Genomic DNA, 24,445 nt, shown 5'->3' with positions numbered 1-24,445 from the left:
TTGGTAGAATGACATGGTATTTATGAGACAGGATACGAGCTTGCCTAAGGTAACTCCACCAGGAACTCCCCCCACCATGTATCAATAAAACGGGAGGCAAATTTTTATCACCAAATTCATGAAATTTCATATTTGATACCCTCCAAAATGTCTCATATAGACAGTACTATTCTTTTTTTGAACGCCTACGCTCGCCTTTTTCATTCTACTTATAAAAAATCTTCACCCAATCTTGTTTTGCACTTAAAATACGAGCAACAAATACTGTATGATTCTCAATATAATAAAATGCGAGATAATTCTCTATTGGCATATAACGATAGGGTTTCCCATCGTCCGTCATTTCACCATAACCTCTACTAGATACAAGTGGACATGCTTCAGGAAATATTTCTAAGATTTCAAGAGCAGTCAATATCAAATCGACCTTGCCATCCGCAGATTGTTGGCTATAAAAATTCATAACAATATAGTCATGAATTTCTCGTAAGTCCTGCTTAGCTCGATCCGCAAGAAAAACCTGATAGCGTTTCAACTTAGTCAAGGCCAAATTCCTTTCTCACATCTGCTACAGAAGTAACTTTATCTTGCGCAATTTCCTGATGCCCGATTAAAATTTCCTTCTTTAAATCCTCAAAAGCCACTTGATACTGTGTATCTTGCAAATCACTAGAAACAAATTCTCTTGCATCAACTGTCCTATTAGCAATTTTTCTAAGTGCTGCATTGAGGACATCTGATACCGTAATTTTTTCATCTGCTAAGATGTCTTTCGTTTTTTGGTAAAATACCGAATCTGCTCGAAAATTTACTGCTTGTGTCTTTGCCATAGAAACGTCTCCTTTTGTAAATACATTTTGTATATACATTGTAACATATAAAAGAAAAAGTATTAAACAAAAAATAACGCATAATATACGACAAAAAGCCTTGAAACCAAGGCTTTTTCTTCTACATATTTTTCTACACTTTGACAAGCAGTGATACCGTCTCAACATGCGTTAAGGGGACACTTTGTACCTTTCTACGTTAATACCGATTTGTCTTTATTTTTGAGTTGAAAGATTGAATAGGTTTGTGGAAAGAAGTCACTCAATGGTCACTTCTCTTTTGCTTAAATTTGAAATGATAGCTACTTACCTGTTTCAATTCATCAAGTTCATCAAATTTATGACGACTTATTTCTTTTGTATTACGATTGACTAAAACTACCTCGTAAGATTCCGGATGATTTAACATAGAATTATATTCATTAATCGACATCTCAAATTCTGTAATTGATGATTTTACCTCAAAGTACATATTCCCGTTCTCTGGATCTTGAACCCACATATCACAAACAATTCCATTTGGCGGTTGTTTGTTACGGTCTGAAGATTTAGTAGAATATTTCGAATTCCAAATTACATCAAGTTCTTGATTCTGAGTCAATTCAGCGTAAGCAATTTGTTCTGCTGTTTCACCAGCATCATCATTTACGGAGTTTCTATTATCATAATCTCGTTTACTTCTTTCTCCATTTCGTGTGTTCTTACCTTTCCTACTGACACTATTTAATGGTTCAAGAATGGTTTTAACAGTTGATGTTTCTCCAATAGAGAAGCCGGATTTTCCTCCATTCAAATCATCATCACTTTCTTTAGTAATGAATTTCAGTATATCTTCTCTTAAATTGGACGGAATACCAAAATACAGTAAGGAAGAAACTTTTTGATGACCTCTAATATAATAATCAAAATCATCTTTTGTGATGGCTGCCTCCGTGATTAACTCTTCGACATTATTATCATACAAACCATCAATGTCAATCTCATCAGTAATTGACACACTTAGCTCTGGAAATCTCTTCTCACTTTCTTTCTCAATGTCAACTTGAACTGAATTTGGAATTTCAGAAATCTCAAATTGATAATCATTGTATCTTCCAATTTTTTCTAAAAATGTTTCTTTGAGTTTTTTATCATTTCTCTTTTTTGCCTTGCTATATAAAATCTGGCGGTAATGTTTCGCTTTCTTATCTAGATAAGATCTTAATTTCAGTTTCCAAAATTCACGAATATCCAAATGAATCAATTCTGACAATCCATTCAAATCCTCAATATCTTTTGAAATGCTTTCTAGTGCTATCGCTAACAATTGATACTCTTCTTCTTTTAATGCATATGAATAGTCAATTTCAAAAATACCAGGATATTCCTCTTCGTTTAGTCCATTTAATAACAAAAATTCATTAACTTTTTTACTTAAAGCATTTTCGCTAAACAATAGCTCAAACGATTCATTCCACCTATCTACACCGAATTCTTCAGTTATTTTTCTTTGTTTATGTTCCGTATCTCGGGAAATTAACAATTCAATCAAATTCAAATCTAAGCTTAGATTTAACACCTGCTTGAATATGTCTACGATTGCTGAAGAAAATGTATCAATTAAACGTAATTGACTAATTTCAATATGGTTAGCAGGTAATTTTAAGTAGAATGTTCCTTCACTTTCCACAAAATAATAATCTTCCAAAACGATTGACTGACCATCTTGCTCATCTTTAACAGTTATTTTGCTGCATGGAATAATCTGAATACGTTTTAATGAACTAACATTTTTACTATTGTCATCTATCGTAGATAATACCGCGGTTTTAATATCATCAATCTCTTTTTTGAAATCCTCAGAATAATCCTCCAATAGATCAAATGCTTCCAATTTTAAATTTGTTTTAAAGCGTTCAACCCCAAGCCATTCATATATCGTCGTAGTACTAGCTTTTTCAGGCACGTAAATAAAACGCATTTGTTTCTCTATTGATTTAGGCAGTCGCTTATCAGCATACCTTAATTCTTTATTTGGATAAAATAATCCATCTTTGGCTAAGACTGATAATCCTTCGGTAGAATAAGTAGGTCTCATTCCCTTTTTATTTCTGATAAGTTCATTATATAATCTACGACTAATTTCACCTTTATCGAATTTTGGTAATTCGACTAATATAGATTTTATCTCATTATCAGAAAACATCGCCATATTTTTTTTGAAATCCAACTGTTCAACAATGCGTTGCCCTAGGAGTTCTATTAAGCTTTGTTCAGAAACTCCATACAATCCCGGAACGTGTGCCTTAAGCTTTTCATATAGCACAATTTGTCTGGGACTATATTTCTCTCCGTCAATTTCAATCCATGGTGTTTTATTCAAAATGTATTTCACATACTCATTTGAATAAAAGTAAAATCCGTTCCAGTTTGATTGCTGACTTGCACTTGATTCTTTTTTTACCGAAGATAATAAATCTGTCAATTCTTCATCTTGATTAAGCCAATTGACAATGTCTTTTGTGTCTAATTTGCCTATTAATTCTTTAAAATTCCTGATGTCCTTAGACGTTAAATAATTAGTATTCTTATATTTTATTTCATTCTTATATTTGTTTTCAATAAATGTTTTAAAGTCATTATCATTTTTCAAAAAATTATTATCATAAATCTTAGGATATTTTGAAACTCCACATCTAAGAATAAATGATAGAAAATCACTTTCCCTAGCAAAACTAGAGCAATCTATTTTTTTCAATGCCATGTAATCTGTACCTTGAAAAAGCTTATCTCCTAGTTCATTGCCATACTCTTTTCCAAGATAGATTTTATTAGAGGGCTGAATGCCACCAGCAACGTTTGGAAGATTAAATGGGAGTTTAGACAACTCACTTCCAGCTAATAGTTTTTCATTGTATTTATCATAAAACCAATTAATGAAACTGATAGATTTTTCAACAGTATCAATTTGGCGATTAATCGTCCCTATAATCAAATCTGAACTGCTTTGCTCAGTGAATTCAATTGCAAGATATTTTTCACTGAATGCATCTAGAATACGTTTATCTCCTGTACGTTCAGCTTTATATACATTAGCTGTTTCTTCCCACTTATTTTGCCAACTTGATGATTTCTTAATTTGGTCAATTAACTCATCAACATATGTTTGATTCAGTATACATAATCTTACCCATGAAGACAATTCTTTTGGAAGCACAGTAATACCTGTATCTGTAGGTAAGAATACCCTGTCTGATTTCATCACCCAATTATCACTATTATCTTTCAACAGTTTAGGAATAATTTGATCATTTTTATAATGCTCACTCCACCACAAAAACACCTTTGTTCTTACTCCGTTTCCCCAAGTAGACGATAGTAAGTTAATTTTCTCAGCTAGCTCTTCTGTCTCAAATGATAACTCAGTGTATCCATTATAATCAGCAAGTTCTTGTATCAATTTGGCATTTTCGTTTGTTTCTAACAATTGCAATAAGGTGGAAAATGTTTCACCTATTAGCTCATCAGGGAATTCCTGAAAGAAAAGTTTTGGTTTCTCCTTGATAGAAATATATTGCAAATTTACAGTTGGTAGTATTGGGGCATTAGATAAAAAACCTAAATATTTATTCTTTAAGTCAAAGACATCTGAATCCCATAGTTTATTATCCAAAAAAGGAGTTACCATTTTTAAAGCTATGTCTTCATATTCAGGCTTAGATAATTTTTCCGCTACTTCAGAAATAAATTCGAGCACTTCAGTAAATATTCTCTTATTTATTTGTTCGCTATCATCCGGAACATCGTCACGTGAATTATTTGTTATAAACGGTGCATTTATAAGTGCATGAATTGGTGTATCAAAATTACGTACTGGAAAGTAGCAATATAGTTTTTCTTTGGAGTAATCGTAGTGAGAATCTTTTGAAATAGCTATTGCAATTTTAGCAACTTTATCTCCTAACCTAGATACTTTGTCAAAAACAAAATATTCTTCTGACGACGATGGACCGTTAACGTCACTTTTTTCTATCAGTACATAATTTCCATCGACAATTTTCTCTGATATTTTTTTATCATCAGTTGTTTCAATAACAATTTTTGTTATATTGGGCAAAAATAACAGCGACTTATAAAATGGTTGCTGAAGTTGTTTAGAAACACTCGTTCCTTTGGTTAAATTTCTTTCTTTTAGTTTTACTCGTATTAATGTATCAAAATCAGAGTCTATTTTGTTTATTGGTTGAGGACAGTTCATTATTGGAAAACATAAATCATAATCTTCTTTTTTCCAATTTTTCTTCTGTTCAAAAATTAATTCACTGAATTTATCTGAATCTCTTGATACAAATTGCTCAAAAAGATTTTTAGTGAATTCTTCACTAAATCGAATAGCAAATTCTCCCGAATACAGTTCAACCCACTCTGCATCGTTTAACAAGGAACGAAAACCAGTCCCCTTATTTCCAATATTTTGTGATGATTTATTACTTGCTCTTCCTAAGCATAATCTTTCAATTGTATCTTTTGAAAATGACGTGCCTGTATTCCCAACTTCCAAGATATTATTTTTATATGTTATCTGAACTTTCACTTCGTCATTGCTAGCGTCATTATCTGATTTTATATCTCCATAGGCATCGTCTACGTTCTGTAATAGTTCTAAAATCTGACGACCATTATAATCACGCATCAATTCATATTCTTCACTACAAGCCTTTTCAAGTTCATTACTCAACTCAGAATCGGTATATTTACGAATAAAAATATCTCTTAATTCATCAATCGTATTCCATTTACTCACAGAACTTCGCCTCCAACCTATTTTTTACATAATATTATATATTATATCACTAATCATTTTATGAAAACCAATCAATAAAAACGTTAATATGGATGTCCACACTAACGTTTAGTTCTAAATATTCAAATTTAAATTAAATTTCTACAGCCACACTCACCCCACTTTTGAAATCAATAACAATGTTGTTTTCAAAAATGGTTACCTTCTCAATCAATCTTTGAACCAGTACTTCGCTATACTCGGTGATGATATCGTCTTCTTTTTCAAAGGCTTCCATCTCATCGACCCGTAATTTCAAATTGGTATCCGCTACTATTTACTTTTCAACCGCATCTCGTTCATCTCTTAGTTACTATATTTGGCTTATAAGTTCATCATAGCCTTGACCACCAATTGTCATGCTGATGATTTTAGATCCTAAATCTTTTAATTGTTCAGTCATTTCATCTAACCTATCAACTCTACGATGAACCACGAAATTGTCATTTTCACACGAAAAAAGAGCAATACAGGTATTAACCAGAACTGCTCAAAAGCTTATTATATCAACGTTCCACACGAGTGAGCAAAGCTACACACTCAGCGGTTCGCTGTTACCGTATCGTTTCGTCGTAAACTCCTTACTCTACGACAGCTATCGCATGGGTGGATCATCTGCTTCTACTTCGCTGAAGCCTCAGCTCGTACAAGCAGTGATACCGCCTCAACATGATGCGTTTGCGGAAAAAGATCCACTGGCTGTACTTTTTTCAATTCATAGCCCAATTCTTGATAGCGTTTGATATCACGCGCCATGGTTGCTGGGTTACATGAGACGTAGGTAATCTTCTCAGGTTGCATGGCGACGCTGGCTTTGATGAAGCTTTCTGTCAAGCCCTTGCGTGGTGGGTCCACAATGATAATATCTGGTTTGATGCCATCCTTGCTCCACTTGGCCATGGTATTTTCAGCTGAGTCAGCCACATAGTGGGCATTTGTAATGCCGTTGCGTTCTGCATTTTTCTTGGCATCTTCGACGGCTGTTTCGATGACTTCAACGCCGTAGACTTCCTTGACCTGTTTTGCAAATGACAAACCGATTGTCCCGATTCCTGAATAGGCATCAATTACAATGCTGTCGCTGTTTAGATCTGAGAAGTCAATGGCTGTTTGATAGAGTTTTTCAGCCATCTCGGTATTAACCTGATAGAAAGACTGGGCAGAAATCTCATAGTCATTGCCCAACATCCTATCGGTGATGGTGTCTTGACCATAAAGGGTGCGAAACTCCTTACCAAAGATGGCGTTGGTGTTCTTATCGTTGATGTTTTGAATGATTGAAACGACACTTGGAAAGGCTTCCGTAATCTTAGCAATGATTTGATCAATGCGGAAAACTTTTGGTCTTGTCGTTACAAAGACCAACATCATCTGACCTGAATAATGACCACGACGAACTACCAAATGACGAATCAAACCTGTCTGCTCCTTCTCATCATAAGGTTTGAGGTCATAGCGACGGAGAAGGTCACGGACAAAGACAATGAGTTTATCAATCTCCTTGTCTTGGATGAGGAAATCCTCGATTGGAATCAAGTCGTGCGAATTTTTACGATAAAAACCTGTTTCAAGCTGACCTTTAACACGGCGAACGGGCACCTGCGCCTTATTACGGTAGGCATAAGGTGTTTCCATACCTAGTGTTTCAGCGACTTCTACGTCCGAGATACCGGCTGTTTTATAGAGGTTATCGACGACTTGTTTACGCTTGAACTTAAGCTGCTCCTCGTAAGTCATGTGCCCAAAATCGGCAATCCCTGAACGGAGATAGGTTGCATCAATGTCCTGATTACGATTTGGTGAAAGGGTCACATAATCCTCAACCTTACCAAAGCCGATATTTTTCTTGAGCTTAAGCACGCGCATCTTGATGACTTCACCTGGAAGGGCGTTATCCACGAAAAAGACAAAGCCGTCCACCTTGGCAACGCCTGCTCCTTCATGTGTCAAATCGACAATTTCAACTTCTACAATATCGTTTTTATTTAACATAATTCAACTTTCTTTACTTTTATGGGGCTTAAACATACCTTCAAAAGCCTTTTACTATCCTCCATTATAGCACATATAAATTAAATTTATGGCTGGCCATAAATAATATAGATTTTTCAGAAAAGTCATACAGTGCTATCATAGGTCCATGACAAAAAATTAAACGACTCAGCAACTTGGCTAGATGTCGTTTCTATCTAAAGGAGAATAATCATGCCAGATATTACTATTCATACAATCGAAACTGCACCAGAAGAAGTCAAAGATGTCCTTCAAACAGTCAAAGATGCCAATGGGGGATACATTCCAAACTTGATTGGTCTCCTTGCTAATGCGCCAACTGCGCTTGAAACTTATCGTACTGTCGGTGAAATCAACCGTCGCAATTCATTGACACCAACTGAACGTGAGGTTGTTCAAATTACAGCTGCTGTTACCAATGGCTGTGCCTTCTGTGTGGCAGGTCACACAGCCTTTTCAATCAAGCAAATCCAAATGACACCACAACTCTTGGAAGCCCTTCGTAACCGTACACCAATCGAAGACGATCCAAAACTTGATACCCTTGCTAAATTCACTATTGCCGTGATCAATACCAAAGGTGCTGTTGGTGATGAAGCCTACAATGACTTCTTGGAAGCTGGTTACACTGCTCAAAATGCCCTTGACGTTATCTTGGGTGTCAGCCTTGCTAGCTTGTGTAACTACGCTAACAATCTCGCACAAACACCGATTAACCCTGAACTTCAAGAATTCGCTTAATTCAAAACCAAAGGATAAACTAGAGGAGGACCTAAGCCTATGTCACATTTTTCAAAAGAATTCCTTACTTGGTTGGACACCAACGCTGACCATATTGACCAAGAGTCTGGACCCATTGCGGACCAACTTCTTGAAAAAATTGCTGAAAACGACGTCTTTAAAATCGGCGTACCTGCTGAGTTTGATGGCCTAGGTGGTGGTCCTACTCAAGTTGTTGATGTGCTTGATGAATTGGCACAACACTCTTTGACAGCTTCCTTTATTTCTTGGGGACACCGTACTTTCATCGAGTATATCCTAGCTAGCGACAATGCTTATCCTCGTGAAACATGGTTGAAAGAATTGTATACCGGTGAGCGTGCTGGTGGAACTGGCTTGTCAAATGCGGTCAAATTCTTGTCAGATATTGAAGAATTGAATGTTACCATCAGTCAAGAAGGTGATGACTACTATCTTGATGGTCGTTTGCCTTGGGTGACTAACCTACGTTCTGATAAATTCGCTGCTCTCTTTGCTGCTGACTTTAAAGACGGTAGCCAACCTTGGATTATCACTATTCCATCTGAAGCTGAGGGACTCAGCCGTTCTGAAGATTTGGAATTCGTTTCCCTTCAAGGTGCTAACACTGCCTCTCTTACTTTCGATCACGTTAAGTTAGATCCTAATTGGATCCTTTCAAAAGAAGGTACGGACTATATTGCCAAAACACGTCCGAACTTCCTTGGTTTCCAATTTGGTCTCGCCTTTGGTTTGGCCAAACGTTCTCTTGATGAGGTTGAAGCTAGTCTAAACAGTAACCGTAGCGTTCTTCGTGAAGAATTTGAAGCTACACGTGGAAATCTTCTTGCTATCCAAGACCAACTCTTTGCCGGTCTTAATGATGCCGATTATTTCATTGACAAACCACGTGAACTTTTCCAATTGCGTATCGATATTGTCGATGTCGTAGCCAACAGCCTACTCCTCGAACTTCAGGCTAGTGGTGGTCGTGGCTATTTGAAAGAATCAGAGTCAAGCTTTATCCGTCGTTGGAATGAAGGCGTCTTCCTTCCAATTGTATCTCCGAGTGCGGTGCAGCTTCGTCACGTTCTTGCAGCTAGCTAGAAAGGCCGGTGGACCAATGATGGTATTTTTTAAGAAAATTCCCTTGGCCCTATCTAGTCTAGTTCTTGCCCTCTTTAGTTTATCCAATCAAATAAGCCACTATACCCTGATTGCTCAGGGTATTTGGTGTTTAGCCAGTATAGGTTTTATACTTATACTGGGACGCTTGATTCTTGGATTTGAACAAATAAGAGAAGATTTGCGAAACCCAGTCGTTGCTTCGGCCTTTGCTAGTTTCTTTATGGCTGCCTTTCTATTTGTCAGCCGCCTCCCACTAGCTCAAACAGGATTGAGTGTGACTTGGCTTGGACTCCTTGGACTTTATATTGCCTATATTATTTTTTTCAGTCTGCGTTTTTTACGCCCATTTTCTTTGAATCAAGTCTATCCAAGCTGGTTCGTGGTCTATGTTGGCCCTGCTATCAGTCTTGTGACAGTACCGGCTAGTGTTCCAACTAGCATCAAGGGACTTATTCTGGGAGTAACGGGATTTGCGACTCTAGCCCTCTTTCCACTTGTTTTATGGAGAATGAGACAGATAGCCATACCTCACCTATATCGGCCTATACTTGCCATTTTAGCAGCACCTCTGGCCCTTCTCATTACCAGCTCAATCAAGAGTAATCAAAGACCTGCAACTATCATTTTACTTGCCCTACTTTTATTCTCACAAGCATTCTTTTTCTATGCTCTTAATCTCTTTGTAAAACTGGTTAGAAAAGGCTTTATACCACTTTTTGCTGCCTTTAGTTTCCCATTAGTCAATAGTACCAATGCTTTTAAAGCAGCTACCACCAGTCTGGGTTTAGTCAATCCAGCTACCCAATTGATTTATAAGGTAGAGTTCGTCATTATTCTTGTTATCATGACCTATTTGCTCTATCATTTTCTAAAACTTCTTATACATGGCGCTTATACAAACTCTTAACACCAAAAAAGAAGCAGGTTCAGTGTGAACCTGCTTCTTTTCTTATCTAAATCCTAGTTCTTTTAATTTTGCCTGATAAGTGTCAAAATCAATTTCAATCCCTTGACCGCCATACAAATCATAGCTATCAATCCAATCACCATCCGAAGGAATGGTTTGCGAATTAATCCCTTTTTTGAAACTACCGGCATTTGAAAGACCCAAGTCCAACATGTCTGTCATACTCATATTGGTTGAGGTTAGAGAGTAAACCTTCCCCAAAGCCTCAGGCCCTTTGAAGAGGCTAAGTGGATTCTTAAGCTGTTTCATGACAGCCTGCATCACTTGTTGCTGGCGCTTGGTACGGCCATAATCTCCCTCATCATCCTTACGGAAACGGGCATAATTCAGAAGGGTGCGGCCATCCATATCTTGCTTACCAACTTTAATGGTTTGATTTGGCACGTGACCGTTCTTGTCCATCTTCAAATCATCTGGAACTTGAACCGAAGATACTTTTTTACCATCGATGGTCGCAAACTTCGCATTGATTTCTACACCATTTGGGAAGAGGGTATCAACCCCTGTCGCAAAGGTTTCAAAGTCAACCATGGCATAGTACTTGATATCAATATCAAAGTTGCGTTTGAGCGTCTCACGCATGAGCTCTGCCCCTTGATGATTATTTTGCTCACCAATATTGAAAGCCGTATTGAGTTTCAAGTCCTGAGAATAGTCGGTTTCTGAAGCCCCCTTGATATTGACTAAGGTGTCTCGCATAAAGCTAACCATCTTAACCTTACCTTCTTTATTGCCCACATTGACTACCATAATGGAGTCTGTTCTGGCATCGGTAGATTCTTGGCTAACGCGCTGGTCAGAACCTAGAATAAGGATATTGACCCCATCCTTGGTATCCTTACCATTAAAGGTCTCAACTATGGCAGGCTGGTAGGATTTACCATTATTACCCGCGGCAGAAAGGTCTGTTCCCTTGTAAAATTGATAAGCCATGGCTATCACTAGGAACACAACTCCAAGACTCAAGCAACTAAGTACTAGCTTAACAACCTTCTTGAGCCTTCTCTTTTTCTTTGGTCGCTTCTTCTTGGCTACTTGCGACTTGGACCTTGGAGCCGACGTTGCTGAAGGGGACGCTTGTCTTTGAACCTTTTTACGTTTAGGTTGACTTTGAGCAACTTCCTCTCGATAGATGGGAAGCCCTTCCTCTGTCAGCTGATTGGCAGCCTCATAATCACGCTCTTGATAGTAGTCATAACGATTGTCATAAGGCTGACGCCATGCTGCTTGATAGTCCTCTCTTTGCGCTTGATATCTCCGCTCAGCTTCATAGGCATCTAACTTTCCTTGGAGATAATTGAATTCTGAAGCCTGCTGTCCATTCAGGTGAGCAAGATTTTTTAAAAGATAGCTGTAACGTAACCGTTCATGATGTGTAAACGGCCCATTGTTAGATTTGGTCATAAGATTTCCCTTTAAATTTCATAGACTTGGTAAGCACCCAAGATTTTATATCCAATTCCAACTGCAGTTAGCTCTTCAAGAGCGAACTGAGCCAACTTTTCCTTTGTATAATCACAATCAATAATGAAGAAATACTCGCCAAGTACCGTCTTCAAAGGACGGCTTTCAATCTTGGTCAAGTCAATGCCTCGCCAGGCAAAGGTCGATAGGGCCTTGTAAAGTGCCCCTGGCATATTGTCAGGCAGGGTCAAGGCCAGCGTTAATTTACAATCAATCTGATTGAGCAGAATCTCAGGCACAGTGTTCCCCAGCACCCAAAATCGGGTATAATTCTTTTCAATCTCCTGGATATCCTTAGCCAATATTTGAAGACCGTATTCCTTAGCAGCTGCATGAGGAGCGATTGCTGCATAAGTCTGATCTGGATTATCAGCGACAAAACGAGCCGCAAAGGCTGTACTTGCTGTTGTCTCAATCTTGGCATGTGGAAAATGCTGTTTAATATACTTTTTCCCTTGGGCAATGGCCTGTGGGTGTGAGAAGATTTTCTCAATTTTCTCATGATGTTTAGTCGCCATCAACTGCTGCTTGATGGGCTGAACAATCTCTGCCACAGCACGAATATCGGCCTGATGGAAGAGATAGTCTAAACTCTCATGAACAGAGCCCTCAATGGAATTTTCCACCGGAATGACCGCGTAATCCACACGTCCCTCTTCATAAGACTTGATAACCTCAGTAATGGTGCCTAATGAAACCAATTCTGCCTCAGGAAAAGCCTTTAAGGCTGCATTATGTGTAAACGACCCACTTGGGCCCAAATAACCTACATACATTTGATAAACCTTGCTACTTCTTCTGGCGTTCGGTTATCAACTGTGACAACCAAATCTGCTAAATCTTGATAGAGTGCCATTCGACCGTCGTAAATAACCTTAAAATCCTCTTTTGAATGATTGAGAAAGACTGGGCGTTGATTTTTGGTATCCTTTTGAATGCGATCATAGACCACATCGAAAGAAGCATGGAGCCAAACGTTATGCTTACGATTCTTGGCCAAGAGCTGACGATTACGCTCTGTTACAACGACACCACCTCCAGTAGAGATGATGACATCATCTCCCTCTTGAAGAAGTTCTTCCAAAGTCTCAGACTCAATCTGACGAAAGGCTGCCTCACCTTCTTTTGCAAAAAAATCAGCAATGGACATGCCGATTTTCTCCTCGATGACCTGATCCATATCCACGAAACGACCATCCAGGTATGGGGCGACGGAACTCTTACCAACTCCCATAAAGCCCAATAAAACTTTAGCCATTGAGCAATCCTTCCAAGTCACTAAAGAAGCTTGGGTAACTTGTATTGATAGCTTCTGCACGTTGCAAGTCAACCTCACCATCTTGAACCAAGAGGGCAGCAATAGCTGTCATCATACCAATGCGGTGGTCACCAAAGGTATTGACCTCTGCCCCATGAAGAGCGGTCTTACCAGTGATAATCATACCATCCTCAGTTGGTACAATATCAGCACCCATAGCATTCAAGGCATCTGCCACCACCTGAATACGGTCTGTTTCTTTTACCTTGAGTTCCTCAGCATCACGAATCACAGTCTTACCTTGGGCTTGTGTCGCCAAGAGTGTGATAATCGGAAGTTCATCAATCAAACGTGGAATGATATCGCCACCAATTTCAGTTCCTTTAAGTTCTGAAGTTTCAACCGTAATAGTCGCAGATTTAGCAACTTGGTCAATATCTGAAAGGGTAATCTTACCGCCCATATCTTTGATCACATCAATAATACCAGTACGCGTCTCATTGATGCCGACATTTTCCAAGACAATCTTAGAGTTAGGCACCACGAGTCCCGCTACCAACCAAAAGGCCGCTGAAGAAATATCCCCTGGAACCACGACTTCTTGAGCAGTAAAGCTTTGGCCACCAGAAATACGAATTTCCTTGCCATCTACTTGAAGCTGACCACCAAACTGCTGAATCATATCTTCCGTATGATTACGTGTTTTTTCCTTTTCAATGATGACAGATTCGCCATCAGCTTGAAGCGCTGCAAAAATAAGAGCAGATTTTACCTGAGCAGAGGCCACAGGCAATTGGTAATGAATAGGTTTAAGGGACTTGCTACCGTGCATTTTCAATGGTGGCAAATCACGGTCTGTTTGACCAGAAACCTCTACACCCATCTGACGCAAGGGAATGGTCACACGGTCCATAGGACGTTTTGAAAGGGAATCATCTCCAAACATCTCTACATCGAAATCTTGACCTGCAAGCACACCTGAAATCAAGCGAATAGATGTCCCAGAGTTACCCATGTCCAACTTGTTTTGAGGAGCCTTGAGACCATCAAAACCAACACCGTGAATGCGTACCACATCACCATCATCCTCGATAGTCACACCCAAATCACGGAAGACCTGCATAGTTGAGAGGACATCCTCACCTCGTAAAATATCACGAACAGTTGTCACACCTTTGGCAAGACTTCCGAACATGATAGAACGGTGACTGATTGACTTGTCACCAGGGATGCGCAAGCTGCCATGAAGACCTTGAGCCTTGGTTTCTAGTTTCATAGGTTACTCCTAAAAATTTTATAGTTATTCCCATTATACCATATTTGAAAGCCTAACCATAGACTGAATTGTCAAAATATTCACTCGCTTGTATTGCCATACTTTTCTTTCAAGAAGGCAACCGCCTCTTGAACACGGTTCCGAATCAAGTTAGCAGACTCCTGCAAAAGATTTTTTTCCTCAGCCGACAAAGACAAGCGAACGGGAGCAGCCACCCCATGACGCCCTAGGATGACTGGATAGCCAAGATAGGTTTGATAGGCTTCTTGATAGCTTGATACTGCCACTTCTTCTTGAGCATCCGAAAGGATAATAGACACCAAACGAAGAGCCGCACTGGCAATGCCGTAAGACGTATAGCCCTTACCATAAAAGACTTTGTGGCCACCCTTCATGGATGCCATAAACAAATTTTGTCGCTCTTCTTCACTGGTCAATTCTGTAATGTCTTGCCCTTTAACCTTGACTTGACTCCAAGCTGTAAATTGGGAATTCCCATGTTCGCCAAGATTGTAGCCAGATACTGATTTAGGATTTACTGACAAATCATCTCCTACCGCTGCCTTCATTCTCGCCGTATCGAGTAGAGTCCCTGTCCCAATCACACGTTCTCTTGGCCAGCCTGTGAATTCCTGATAGAGGGCCGATACAGCATCTACAGGATTCGAGATAACCAAGAGTATGCCTTTAAAATTCAATTTTTTAAGTGCCTGAGAAACCTGATAAACGGCTTCTCGAGTAAATGGAAATTCAGCAAAGCGATCCTCACCAGCATTATGCTGTAACTGAATGTTTCCAAGAGATGAAATAATCACATCAGCATCTTCAAGTGCCGCATAATCATTGACAACAATGCTTGCATAGCTAGGCAGATTTGCCATGGCATCCTTAAAATCCTGGGCATCTGCCTCGGCCTTCTTCTCATTGATATCTATAAAGACATAGCTATCAGCCAAGCCTTGAGCAATTGCTCCATGAGCTACTGCAGCTCCAACATTTCCCATACCAATAATTCCAATCTTACGACTCATCATTTTCCTCCTTAATATTTCTAGCTTCTTCCTTAGACAATCTCTTTTGAATGCAGAAAAGGGCCTGTCAATTGACACACCCTCTTTGATTAACTATTCAATTCTTGCAAAGGTTTGAAGATGATACGTTCAATATCGTTCAAATAAACAGACAAACCTTGTTGTGCAGTCAAGTATTCTTTCAAAAGGGCATTAGCTTCTACCTTTTGACCCAATTCTTGAACAGCAGCTTGTTCTTCTGCTGTTGGCATTGTACCAGCTTGCATTTTAGCATAGAAATCCTCTTGGAAATCAGTAAACTCTTTGAAAAGAGCGCTAGCTTCAGCATCAGCTGCAATCGCTTCTTTTTTCTCTACCAAAGTTTTGTACTCAGGAAGGGCACGAATGCCACGTTCCAACTCATTTGCTAAATCATAAATATTTGTCATTTTATTCTCCTAGGCGATCACCACATGATAATCCGTATTGGCTTCAATAACAGTCTTAGCATGTGTGCGATCTTTTTCATTTTTAAAAGTAATTTGGAGGATACCGTGAATATCCTCACGATTTTCCTCATTAATACGAAGGTTAACCAAAGACGTTCCTCGCAGCAATTCCATAATGTTAAGGATAACGTCTTCTCGGTCAGGCACATCCACGAAAATATCGAAGGCACTTTCCACGCCACCTTTTTTGTGGATCTCCATCTCTTTACGTTTCTTACGACCGTTGTCAAAGAACTCCCAAATGGCATTCTCATCTTCAGCCTTAATCAAGTCAGCCACATGGTCCAAACGTTTTTTGAAATCTTCAATACGATCCAAAACAGCTGGCCCATTGGTCATGAGAATGGAAGCCCACATGCCAGGTTCACTTTCTGCAATACGGGTCATATCTCGGAAGCCCCCAGCCGCAAAGTGATTGGTCATCTCGTGAGCCTGCGCATAATCAGCTGCCTGCTCCATAAGTCCAGAAGCTAAAAGGTGTGGAAAATGACTGATTTGACTGGTTACACGATCATGTTCAGCCGCATCAATCTCCACATAACGTGATTTAAGCCCTGACAAGATGTCCTTAAGTTCAGGGATAGTTGTCTCTCTTGTTAGACTCGTCGGTGTGAAAATATAATAGGCATTTTCGAAAAGTGTCACGTCAGCTGCAATAGCCCCTGATTTATGGGAACCAGCCATAGGGTGAGAACCTACAAACTGAACATTTTTACCTGTTAGGTAACGTTCAGCTGCCTCAACGATATCCAACTTAGTAGACCCTGCGTCCGTGATGATGACATTATCTTTGAGATCCAGGTCAGCCAACTCCTTCAAGTAGGCCACCGTTTGCTTAATTGGCACTGCAAGGACAATAACATCCGCAAGGGGAGCAAATTCTTTGAAATCACTTGTTGCACGGTCAACAATCCCACGCTCAAGTGCAATATTTCGAGAATAGTCAGAGCGATTATATCCAAGAATCTCATAATCAGGGTGGTCCCTTTTAATCCCTAAGGCTAAAGAGCCACCAATCAAGCCCAATCCTGCGATATAAATAGTTTTCTTACTCATTACTACTCCCATCTATTGTCTGATGCTGCTTAAAAGTTTTTCACATAGTCACGGTGACGTGCTACCGCTTCTTTCAATTCTTCCATGTTGTCAGAAGAGAATTTGTCCAAGATTTCATTGGCTACGACTGTAGCGACTACGGATTCCATAACGACACCCGCTGCAGGCAAGGCCGTTGGATCTGAACGCTCGACTGTTGCCTTGTATGGTTCATGTGTTTCGATATCTACTGACATCAATGGCTTGTATAGGGTTGGAATAGGTTTCATAACCCCACGGACCACAATCGGTTGCCCGTTGGTCATACCACCTTCAAAACCACCAAGGTTGTTAGTGCGACGCGTATAGCCATCCTCTTCATTCCAGAGAATCTCGTCCATTACTTGAGAGCCCTTGAGGTAGCCATCCTTGAAACCAAGACCAAATTCTACACCCTTGAAGGCATTGATGGACACCACTGCTTGAGCAATCTTAGCATCAAGTTTGGTATCCCATTGGACATAAGAACCAAGGCCAACAGGGACGCCGCCAACAACAGTTTCAACGACACCACCGATTGTGTCTCCCTCTTTTTTGATTTGGTCAATGAAATCTTTAATTTCCTGTTCACGTTCTTGGTTAACAACTGAAATCTCTGATTGTTGGGCCAATTCCTTGATTTGAGCTACTGTCAAATTCTCAGGCACATCAATTTCCTTACCACCAAAGACAACGACATGGTTAGCAATTTCAATATCAAGCTCAGCCAAGATACGTTTAGCGACAGCACCTACTGCCACACGCATGGTTGTTTCACGCGCACTAGAACGTTCCAAAGAATTACGCAAATCATCGAAACGGTATTTCATTCCACCAACTAAGTCAGCATGTCCTGGACGTGGGTGAGTGATTTTACGTTTGGTTTTCAAACGGTCCTCAATATCTTCCACAGCCATGATGTCCAACCATTTTTGATGGTCCTTATTGATAACATGAAGGGTGATTGGAGCCCCTGTTGTTTTCCCATGACGCACACCAGAAGTGATTTCAACCTTATCAGACTCAATTTTCATACGGCCACCACGACCATAACCACCTTGGCGGCGTTTCAAATCGCCATTGATATCTTCTGCCGTCAAGGGAAGACCAGCTGGAACACCTTCGATAATTGCTGTTAAACGTGGGCCGTGAGACTCACCTGCTGTTAAATATCTCATTTATTTCTCCAAGTACTCTTTCATTTCAACTAAAGGAATTTGATTGATTGCTGCCTTACCAATCTCAGGAACGATAACTGTCTTAATGCTATTACCACGGGCTTTTTTGTCATGTGTGAGGGCTGTATAAAGCTCCTCAACACGCCATGGCTCATAGTCTACTGGCAAGCCAAACTTAACACACATCTCAGCAATTTGACGTGTGATTCCCTTAGGCATGAGGCCTTTTTCCTCAGCAACACGTGAAATCTGAACCATTCCGATAGCCACCGCTTCACCGTGCATGACTTTACCGTAACCAGCTGTTTGTTCAACGGCATGCCCAATCGTATGACCAAAGTTTAGATACATACGGACGCCACCTTCAAACTCGTCTTCAACCACAATTTTACGCTTAACATTACATGAACGATAAATGATAGTTTCTGAGTTTTCTAGGATACTGTGAACTGAACCATCAATGCTTTCAAGCAAGTGCCAAAGCTCAGGGTCATCAATCAAACCGTATTTGACAACCTCACCCATACCTTCAATCAATTCGCGTTTACCAAGTGTCTCAAGAACATTAGGATCAATCAAAACCCCATCAGGCTGAGCAAAAGTTCCCACGATATTTTTAGCAAATGGTGTGTTCACACCTGTCTTACCACCAATAGATGAATCCACTTGGGCAGTTAGACTAGTTGGAACCTGAACGAAGTGAATGCCACGCATATAGGTCGAAGCGACAAAACCTGCCAAATCACCAACAACGCCACCACCAAGAGCAAGGATACCATCACTACGAGTCATGCCATTCTTAATCAAAAACTCATAAGCCTTATTAACAGTTTTAAGATTCTTACTTGCTTCACCTTCTAGGAAATCAAAAACGACTACCTCAAAACCTTCGTGCTCCAAGCTAAGCTTAACTTTTTCTGCATATAGAGCTCCCACATGATTGTCCGTGATAAGTGCAATCTTTTGTGGTTCCCAAAGTGACTTCACCCATTGACCTACGGTCTTAAGGGCTCCTTTTTCAATAATAATGTCATAAGGGTTATGTGTTAAATTTACCTCTAGTTTCATAGTCGTCCCCTCCTAGCTATTGTAAATATTTTCTAATTCCTGCCAAATGGCGTCTGTTGGCATGTCCTTGCCGGTCCACATTTTAAAGGCACCTGCCGCTTGATGAAGCAACATGCCAAGTCCATTCACAGCCTCGATTCCCTGTTTTCTAGCCAAGGCCAAGAAAGGTGTTTCAAAAGGCTGATAAATGATATCAGCAACCAAGAGTCCCTTAGGAAATTTTGTGTCTGTAGGAATGGGCAAGGATTCGCCATCCATCCCAACACTCGTCGCATTCACCAATAAATCAGCCTGGCCTAGTTCCTCTTGAAAATACTCAAGATCATTTAAAGCATGAAACTCCAAGTGGCAAGTTGCCTGTTCAAGTAAGGACTTAAAACTTTCTTTTGCCTTATCCAATGACTGAGGGCGAACGTAGACACTGACTTTTTTTGCACCATCAAGAACTGCCTGCGTCACAATAGCTTTAGCGGCACCACCAGCACCCAAAATCATCAGATGAGCGTCTCTAGGGCTAAAGTCCTTTAGACTAGCAAAGAAGCCAAAACCGTCCGTATTATGACCAATCAAATGACCATCACGATTAACAACTGTATTGACGGCACCAATCAGTTGAGCTGCAGGACTAATTTCATCCAAAAAAGGAATGACTGCTTCCTTATATGGCATCGACAAGTTGATACCGAACATGTTGTAACGTCTAATATTTTCAACTGTCTCGGCTAGGTCTGACTCTGGAATCTCCCAGGCCACATAAACACCATTAACTTGTGTCTTTTCGAAGGCCGAATTATGAATGAATGGTGAAATAGAATGCTTGATAGGATTGGCAACAACAGCCGCTAGGCGTGTGTGTCCATCAATCTGCATCCAAAACCTCCCTGATTCTACGCATATCTGCAAGACCAACTTGTCCCGGAGCACTAGCATTATCAAGACTAGCAAAGGTCCATGATGACCCCACCAAATCTCCCGCAAAACGTGACAAACGACCTAGTTTACCCATTGACATAGTTACAAACTCTTGTTCAGGATTATAGGCCTTGAAACCACGTGTGAAGTTCATAAGGTCAAGAACATCCTGCTCATGCTTAGGCATAACCGCCACCTTAACCACTCTCGGCGTTAAGTTTGTCATCTCAGACAAAAGCTCCATAAGGTTTTCAGGGGTCTCCTCAAAGTTATGATAGGACAAAACCAAGTTTGAAAATTCGAGCATTTGGTCAAAGACAGCCTTACGTGTGAAATACTCAAAATCAATATAATCTGGCGAATAGATAGCAGCTACATCCTTAATTAGTGCGATGTATTCCGCATCCGTTAACTCAAGCTTGCCACCCTCACGCGTCGTACGGATGGTAAAGACAATCTCAAAGCCTGCGAATTTCTCGAAAATAGCTGGAGCAACCGTTAAGATACTATCCTTATCTAAAAAATCTGCACGCCATTCTATAATGTCTGCCCCCTCAAAACGAGACAGTTCAAGCTCTTGTGCCTCCTCTAAACTAGTTGGCATAATCGGAACTACAATTTTCATTTATTTACCCTTATTGTGTATACTTTCAAATAATTTGATGTTGGATCATTAGGATTGACGGTAAAATCCGCTGGTAATTGTTGCAGGTTAACGAAGTCCGCTGTAACATCTCCCAAACCCTTACGCAGTTGTTTTTTAAACTGTTGCACGGTTATATTAGCAGCATTGGTACTTGCAATGATTGTCCCATGCTCTGATAAAATATCAAGACTCTGTGCAATTAACTTGTGGTAATCCTTATTTGCTGAGAAAGTGCGTTTCTTATTTCTGGCAAAGCTTGGCGGATCGATGACGATAAGGTCATAAGATAAGCCTTTTTTCTTTGCATATTTGAAATAATCAAAGACATCCATCACGACCAAGCGATGATTGTCCATACTGAAACCATTAGCTTCAAAATGAGCCGTCGATAATTCACGTGAACGCTTAGCCAAATCAACTGATGTCGTTTCAATCGCTCCACCCATAGCCGCAGCAACTGAAAAAGCTGCCGTATAGGAGAACATATTCAGAACTGATTTACCCAAAGCTAGGCCATTAACTAAACCATCACGCACTTCATGCTGATCAAGGAAAATTCCCGTCATTAGCCCATCATTGAGGAAAACTTCATAAGTGACCCCATTTTCTAAAATGGTGAAGGTATCAGCCGCCTCTTGCCCAAAAAGATGGTCTGATTCGAAATCAAGACCCTTGAAGCGGATTTTCTCATAGCCTCCCAAGACCTCAGGAAAGACCGTTTGGAAAGCCTCTACAATAACATCCTTCAAGGAATAAACAAAGGCATTGTACCATGAAAAGAGGGCATAATCCCCATATAAGTCAATTGTGAGTCCACCAAAATCATCACCATCTTGGTTGAAAAGACGAAAAGCTGTCGTCAACTCATTATCATAATAGGATTGACGTTTGGCCCTAGCCTTTTCAAAAAGTCCTTGAAAATAAGTCACTGTCAATTTTTGTTTTTTAGGGGACAGAAACCATCCTATCCCCTTATTTTGACTTGACAAATAGCCCGTTCCTAAAAAATCTTTGGACTGGCTATAAAGGTAAACCAACTGATCATTTTCAGTGATATTTGGAAAATCTTCCGCTAAAAGAAGCTGTTTTCCTTGTTTGATTTTTTTCTCCGCAAAGGGACTTACCGTCAATATACTCATGTTACTATTATACCAAAAAAATGCTATTATTTCTGTTTCGTAACTAGATTTTATCAATTATATGTCAAGGAATATCACACTCAATGGCAGTAAATTTTTGAGAGTCATTATCTTATTTGGTATAATGATTAAGATAATATAGAATCAAAGGAAGTATTACTTTGAAAAAAATTAATGAAGCCTTTTGGAAAGGAGTTTCATCAAGACTTGGATTTATCCTCTTGTTACTCTTCTTTTACTGGCTAAAAACCATATTCGCTTATTACGTCAACATTAATCTTGAGTTGGAAAGCAGATATCAGGTTATGCTTTCGCTGATTAACCCTATTCCACTAGGATTAATGCTTCTAGGTTTAGGACTATACTTTAAGAAACGACGTTTCTTTTATAGCATTACCATTGCTATCTATGTCATCCTTAACCTCTTACTTATTGCTAATGTGATTTACTTTGGAGAGTTTACAGACTTCATCACTGTAAATACCATCCTAGCAAGTTCTAGTTCGGCAGCAGGACTAGGAGACTCCGCCAAGAACCTTCTTGAGCCAAGCTATCTCTTCTACCTGATTGATGTACCTTTCTTCATCTATGCTGGTTTCAGGAAGAAGCTTAAGATGGACAGCAAGCCATTTAACAAACGAGCTAGTTTTGCCGTCACTGCACTGTCGACACTCCTTCTCTCAGTTAACCTCTTCTTAGCGGAAGTTAACCGTGGCGAGTTGTTGACACGTGGTTTCTCAAATAACTATATTGTTCGTGCTATGGGGATTCCCTTCTTCACAGCCTATTCTGGTAACTTAACTTATCAGGCCTCACAGGCTCGTTCATCTGCAACAGCTGAGGATATGAAAAAGGTTGAGGCTTACGTTAAGGAGCACTACGCGGCACCTGATCCTAAGTATTACGGAATTGCTAAAGGAAGAAACGTCATCGTTATTCACTTGGAAAGCTTCCAACAGTTCCTTATTGACTACAAGCTCAAAGTAGACGGTCAAGAATATGAGGTTACACCATTCATCAATTCCATTTACCACTCAAACGAAACCCTAGCCTTTTCAAACTTCTTCCACCAAGTTAAATCAGGGAAAACTTCTGATGCTGAAACCTTGATGGAAACGTCTCTCTTTGGACTAAGTACAGGGTCATACATGGTAAACTATGGTGGTACCAATACAGCCTATGCTGCGCCATCTATCCTAGCTCAAACAGGCGACTATACGTCAGCTGTTTTCCACGGAAACACTGGATCCTTCTGGAATCGTAATAATACCTATAAACAATGGGGTTATAACTACTTCTTTGACTCATCAGCCTTCACTGAAAAAACTGATGAAAACTCCTTCCAGTATGGTCTAAATGACAAGTACATGTTCCCAGATTCCATCAAATATCTGGAACAAATGCAACAACCTTTCTACGTTAAATACCTTACAGTATCTAACCACTACCCATACACTTCACTCTCAGGCGATGAAAAGGAACAAGGTTTCCCACTCGCTGAAACAAAAGACGAAACAGTCAACGGATATTTTGCAACAGCTAACTATCTTGACTCAGCAATCAAAGACTTCTTTGATTACCTTAAGGAAACCGGTCTTTACGATAACTCGATTATTGTCATGTACGGTGACCACTATGGTATCTCTGATACACGAAGCAGCAATCTTGCTGAACTTCTCGGTAAGAACCCTGAAACTTGGTCAAACTATGATAAAGCCATGCTTCAACGTGTTCCTTACATGATTCATATTCCAGGTTATACTGGTGGTGGTATCTCTAACACCTTTGGTGGTGAGGTCGATGCCCTTCCAACTCTCCTTCACATTCTTGGTGTTGACACCAGCTCTTATATCCAGATGGGACAAGACCTCCTATCTCCTGATAACAAGCAAATTGTCGCATTTAGAACCTCAGGTCAATATGTTACTCCTCAATACACTAGCTATTCTGGTCGACTCTATAATACTCAAACAGGGGAAGAAATTACCAACCCTGATGAAACGACTAAAAAGGATAACGAAGCCATTCGTAAGGCAGTAGCCACTCAACTTTCAATGAGTGACGCTGTTCAAACAGGTGACCTCCTTCGTTTCTATACGCCAAATGGTTTGAAACCTGTTGATTCTAGCAAAATTTCCTACACTAAACAGATGGATCAACTGAAACAGATCAACAAAAAGCTGAAAGATAAATCAACTAGCCTCTACAAGCAGAAAGGCAATAAATCAACAGCTGATCTATTCAAGACGCCATCTTACAAGGAGCTACATCCTGTAGAATCCGAATCAAGCTCTAGCTCAAGTTCGGGTGAATCAGAGCCAAGCAGCTCTTCAACGGAACAACAATAACCCCTAAAGGCAGTCCAATATGGACTGCCTTTTTAGATTTTGTGACTTTAAGTCCGTTTCGCTCC

At 39.9% G+C, this 24,445-nt stretch carries 22 protein-coding genes; 4 read left to right on the top strand and 18 right to left on the bottom strand.

The window, feature by feature from the left end:
- The 6 genes from HMPREF2571_RS10830 to rlmD all read right to left on the bottom strand — a co-directional run.
- On the bottom strand, positions 1-130 hold a 130-nt coding region (locus HMPREF2571_RS10830), incomplete at its 3' end, for an alpha/beta fold hydrolase (protein WP_371106572.1).
- A 75-nt stretch (positions 131-205) separates the two neighbouring features.
- Positions 206-544 carry a type II toxin-antitoxin system RelE/ParE family toxin gene (locus tag HMPREF2571_RS05325; protein ID WP_013990878.1) on the bottom strand — a complete coding sequence of 113 codons (339 nt, stop codon included), beginning with the start codon at positions 542-544 and terminating at the stop codon, positions 206-208.
- Positions 537-830, bottom strand: a complete 294-nt coding sequence (locus tag HMPREF2571_RS05320) for a hypothetical protein (RefSeq protein WP_013990879.1) — start codon at positions 828-830, stop codon at positions 537-539. The genes HMPREF2571_RS05325 and HMPREF2571_RS05320 overlap by 8 nt, the downstream gene beginning before the upstream one ends.
- Before the next feature lie 262 nt (positions 831-1,092).
- Positions 1,093-5,613, bottom strand: coding sequence for a protein NO VEIN domain-containing protein (locus tag HMPREF2571_RS05315; RefSeq protein ID WP_013990880.1), 4,521 nt, complete (start codon positions 5,611-5,613; stop codon positions 1,093-1,095).
- Between the two features lie 133 nt (positions 5,614-5,746).
- Positions 5,747-5,911, bottom strand: coding sequence for a DNA polymerase I (locus tag HMPREF2571_RS05310; protein ID WP_070847383.1), 165 nt, complete (start codon positions 5,909-5,911; stop codon positions 5,747-5,749).
- A gap of 362 nt (positions 5,912-6,273) precedes the next feature.
- On the bottom strand, positions 6,274-7,644 hold the full coding sequence (rlmD, locus tag HMPREF2571_RS05305; RefSeq protein ID WP_070847381.1) for a 23S rRNA (uracil(1939)-C(5))-methyltransferase RlmD: 1,371 nt from the start codon (positions 7,642-7,644) through the stop codon (positions 6,274-6,276).
- 213 nt (positions 7,645-7,857) lie between these two features.
- On the opposite strand from rlmD, the gene HMPREF2571_RS05300 reads away from it, so the two are divergent.
- From HMPREF2571_RS05300 to HMPREF2571_RS05290, 3 genes are read left to right on the top strand one after another with little or no spacing between them, the layout of a single operon-like run.
- Positions 7,858-8,406 carry a carboxymuconolactone decarboxylase family protein gene (locus HMPREF2571_RS05300; protein WP_002885920.1) on the top strand — a complete coding sequence of 183 codons (549 nt, stop codon included), beginning with the start codon at positions 7,858-7,860 and terminating at the stop codon, positions 8,404-8,406.
- Positions 8,407-8,445: 39 nt separating this feature from the next.
- Positions 8,446-9,510 carry an acyl-CoA dehydrogenase family protein gene (locus tag HMPREF2571_RS05295; RefSeq protein WP_070847379.1) on the top strand — a complete coding sequence of 355 codons (1,065 nt, stop codon included), beginning with the start codon at positions 8,446-8,448 and terminating at the stop codon, positions 9,508-9,510.
- A gap of 16 nt (positions 9,511-9,526) precedes the next feature.
- Entirely contained in the window at positions 9,527-10,438 is a 912-nt protein-coding gene (locus tag HMPREF2571_RS05290; protein WP_229036624.1) for an SLAC1 family transporter, read from the top strand.
- A gap of 42 nt (positions 10,439-10,480) precedes the next feature.
- Here HMPREF2571_RS05290 and HMPREF2571_RS05285 read toward each other — a convergent pair whose 3' ends face one another.
- The 12 genes from HMPREF2571_RS05285 to HMPREF2571_RS05230 form a co-directional block, all read right to left on the bottom strand.
- Positions 10,481-11,902, bottom strand: a complete 1,422-nt coding sequence (locus HMPREF2571_RS05285; protein WP_022496019.1) for an LCP family protein — start codon at positions 11,900-11,902, stop codon at positions 10,481-10,483.
- An 11-nt stretch (positions 11,903-11,913) separates the two neighbouring features.
- Positions 11,914-12,738 (bottom strand): prephenate dehydratase, encoded by an 825-nt coding sequence (gene pheA / locus HMPREF2571_RS05280; RefSeq protein ID WP_070847378.1) that lies wholly within the window; start codon positions 12,736-12,738, stop codon positions 11,914-11,916.
- Complete coding sequence (locus HMPREF2571_RS05275) at positions 12,729-13,220, bottom strand: shikimate kinase (RefSeq protein ID WP_048790544.1); 492 nt, start codon at positions 13,218-13,220, stop codon at positions 12,729-12,731. The genes pheA and HMPREF2571_RS05275 overlap by 10 nt, the downstream gene beginning before the upstream one ends.
- Complete coding sequence (gene aroA, locus HMPREF2571_RS05270; RefSeq protein ID WP_003093644.1) at positions 13,213-14,496, bottom strand: 3-phosphoshikimate 1-carboxyvinyltransferase; 1,284 nt, start codon at positions 14,494-14,496, stop codon at positions 13,213-13,215. Before aroA ends, HMPREF2571_RS05275 begins: the two co-directional genes overlap by 8 nt.
- An 80-nt stretch (positions 14,497-14,576) precedes the next feature.
- Positions 14,577-15,527, bottom strand: coding sequence for an L-lactate dehydrogenase (locus HMPREF2571_RS05265; RefSeq protein WP_070847375.1), 951 nt, complete (start codon positions 15,525-15,527; stop codon positions 14,577-14,579).
- Between the two features lie 89 nt (positions 15,528-15,616).
- Positions 15,617-15,955, bottom strand: coding sequence for a YlbF/YmcA family competence regulator (locus tag HMPREF2571_RS05260; RefSeq protein WP_070847373.1), 339 nt, complete (start codon positions 15,953-15,955; stop codon positions 15,617-15,619).
- Positions 15,956-15,964: 9 nt separating this feature from the next.
- Complete coding sequence (locus HMPREF2571_RS05255; RefSeq protein WP_070847371.1) at positions 15,965-17,071, bottom strand: prephenate dehydrogenase; 1,107 nt, start codon at positions 17,069-17,071, stop codon at positions 15,965-15,967.
- Positions 17,072-17,100: 29 nt separating this feature from the next.
- Positions 17,101-18,267: a chorismate synthase gene (gene aroC / locus HMPREF2571_RS05250; RefSeq protein ID WP_021144474.1), complete on the bottom strand. Its 1,167-nt coding sequence runs from the start codon at positions 18,265-18,267 to the stop codon at positions 17,101-17,103.
- Positions 18,268-19,335, bottom strand: a complete 1,068-nt coding sequence (gene aroB / locus HMPREF2571_RS05245) for a 3-dehydroquinate synthase (protein WP_013990891.1) — start codon at positions 19,333-19,335, stop codon at positions 18,268-18,270.
- A gap of 12 nt (positions 19,336-19,347) precedes the next feature.
- Positions 19,348-20,205, bottom strand: a complete 858-nt coding sequence (locus tag HMPREF2571_RS05240) for a shikimate dehydrogenase (RefSeq protein WP_070847370.1) — start codon at positions 20,203-20,205, stop codon at positions 19,348-19,350.
- On the bottom strand, positions 20,195-20,872 hold the full coding sequence (gene aroD, locus HMPREF2571_RS05235; protein ID WP_049528987.1) for a type I 3-dehydroquinate dehydratase: 678 nt from the start codon (positions 20,870-20,872) through the stop codon (positions 20,195-20,197). The genes HMPREF2571_RS05240 and aroD overlap by 11 nt, the downstream gene beginning before the upstream one ends.
- Positions 20,869-22,032, bottom strand: coding sequence for a class I SAM-dependent rRNA methyltransferase (locus tag HMPREF2571_RS05230; protein WP_070847368.1), 1,164 nt, complete (start codon positions 22,030-22,032; stop codon positions 20,869-20,871). The genes aroD and HMPREF2571_RS05230 overlap by 4 nt, the downstream gene beginning before the upstream one ends.
- Before the next feature lie 161 nt (positions 22,033-22,193).
- Here HMPREF2571_RS05230 and HMPREF2571_RS05225 point away from each other — a divergent pair, with 161 nt between their 5' ends.
- Positions 22,194-24,380, top strand: a complete 2,187-nt coding sequence (locus HMPREF2571_RS05225) for an LTA synthase family protein (RefSeq protein ID WP_070847365.1) — start codon at positions 22,194-22,196, stop codon at positions 24,378-24,380.
- The last annotated feature ends 65 nt before the right edge of the window (positions 24,381-24,445 follow it).

Source organism: Streptococcus sp. HMSC068F04, assembly GCF_001837455.1.
GTDB lineage: Bacteria > Bacillota > Bacilli > Lactobacillales > Streptococcaceae > Streptococcus > Streptococcus salivarius_D.
The sequence above is the reverse complement of the archived record's forward strand: the minus strand, read 5'-3'. Positions and strand labels throughout refer to the sequence as shown.

Coding starts and splice junctions, on each gene's coding strand:
- HMPREF2571_RS05265 (WP_070847375.1), bottom strand. CDS start 15,527: ATGAGTCGTAAGATTGGAATTATTGGTATGGGAAATGTTGGAGCTGCA.
- HMPREF2571_RS05275 (WP_048790544.1), bottom strand. CDS start 13,220: ATGGCTAAAGTTTTATTGGGCTTTATGGGAGTTGGTAAGAGTTCCGTC.
- HMPREF2571_RS05320 (WP_013990879.1), bottom strand. CDS start 830: ATGGCAAAGACACAAGCAGTAAATTTTCGAGCAGATTCGGTATTTTAC.
- aroB (WP_013990891.1), bottom strand. CDS start 19,335: ATGAAACTAGAGGTAAATTTAACACATAACCCTTATGACATTATTATT.
- HMPREF2571_RS05230 (WP_070847368.1), bottom strand. CDS start 22,032: ATGAGTATATTGACGGTAAGTCCCTTTGCGGAGAAAAAAATCAAACAA.
- HMPREF2571_RS05285 (WP_022496019.1), bottom strand. CDS start 11,902: ATGACCAAATCTAACAATGGGCCGTTTACACATCATGAACGGTTACGT.
- pheA (WP_070847378.1), bottom strand. CDS start 12,738: ATGTATGTAGGTTATTTGGGCCCAAGTGGGTCGTTTACACATAATGCA.
- HMPREF2571_RS05295 (WP_070847379.1), top strand. CDS start 8,446: ATGTCACATTTTTCAAAAGAATTCCTTACTTGGTTGGACACCAACGCT.
- HMPREF2571_RS05260 (WP_070847373.1), bottom strand. CDS start 15,955: ATGACAAATATTTATGATTTAGCAAATGAGTTGGAACGTGGCATTCGT.
- HMPREF2571_RS05240 (WP_070847370.1), bottom strand. CDS start 20,205: ATGCAGATTGATGGACACACACGCCTAGCGGCTGTTGTTGCCAATCCT.
- rlmD (WP_070847381.1), bottom strand. CDS start 7,644: ATGTTAAATAAAAACGATATTGTAGAAGTTGAAATTGTCGATTTGACA.
- HMPREF2571_RS05290 (WP_229036624.1), top strand. CDS start 9,527: ATGATGGTATTTTTTAAGAAAATTCCCTTGGCCCTATCTAGTCTAGTT.
- aroA (WP_003093644.1), bottom strand. CDS start 14,496: ATGAAACTAGAAACCAAGGCTCAAGGTCTTCATGGCAGCTTGCGCATC.
- aroC (WP_021144474.1), bottom strand. CDS start 18,267: ATGAGATATTTAACAGCAGGTGAGTCTCACGGCCCACGTTTAACAGCA.
- aroD (WP_049528987.1), bottom strand. CDS start 20,872: ATGAAAATTGTAGTTCCGATTATGCCAACTAGTTTAGAGGAGGCACAA.
- HMPREF2571_RS05300 (WP_002885920.1), top strand. CDS start 7,858: ATGCCAGATATTACTATTCATACAATCGAAACTGCACCAGAAGAAGTC.
- HMPREF2571_RS05255 (WP_070847371.1), bottom strand. CDS start 17,071: ATGAGTAAGAAAACTATTTATATCGCAGGATTGGGCTTGATTGGTGGC.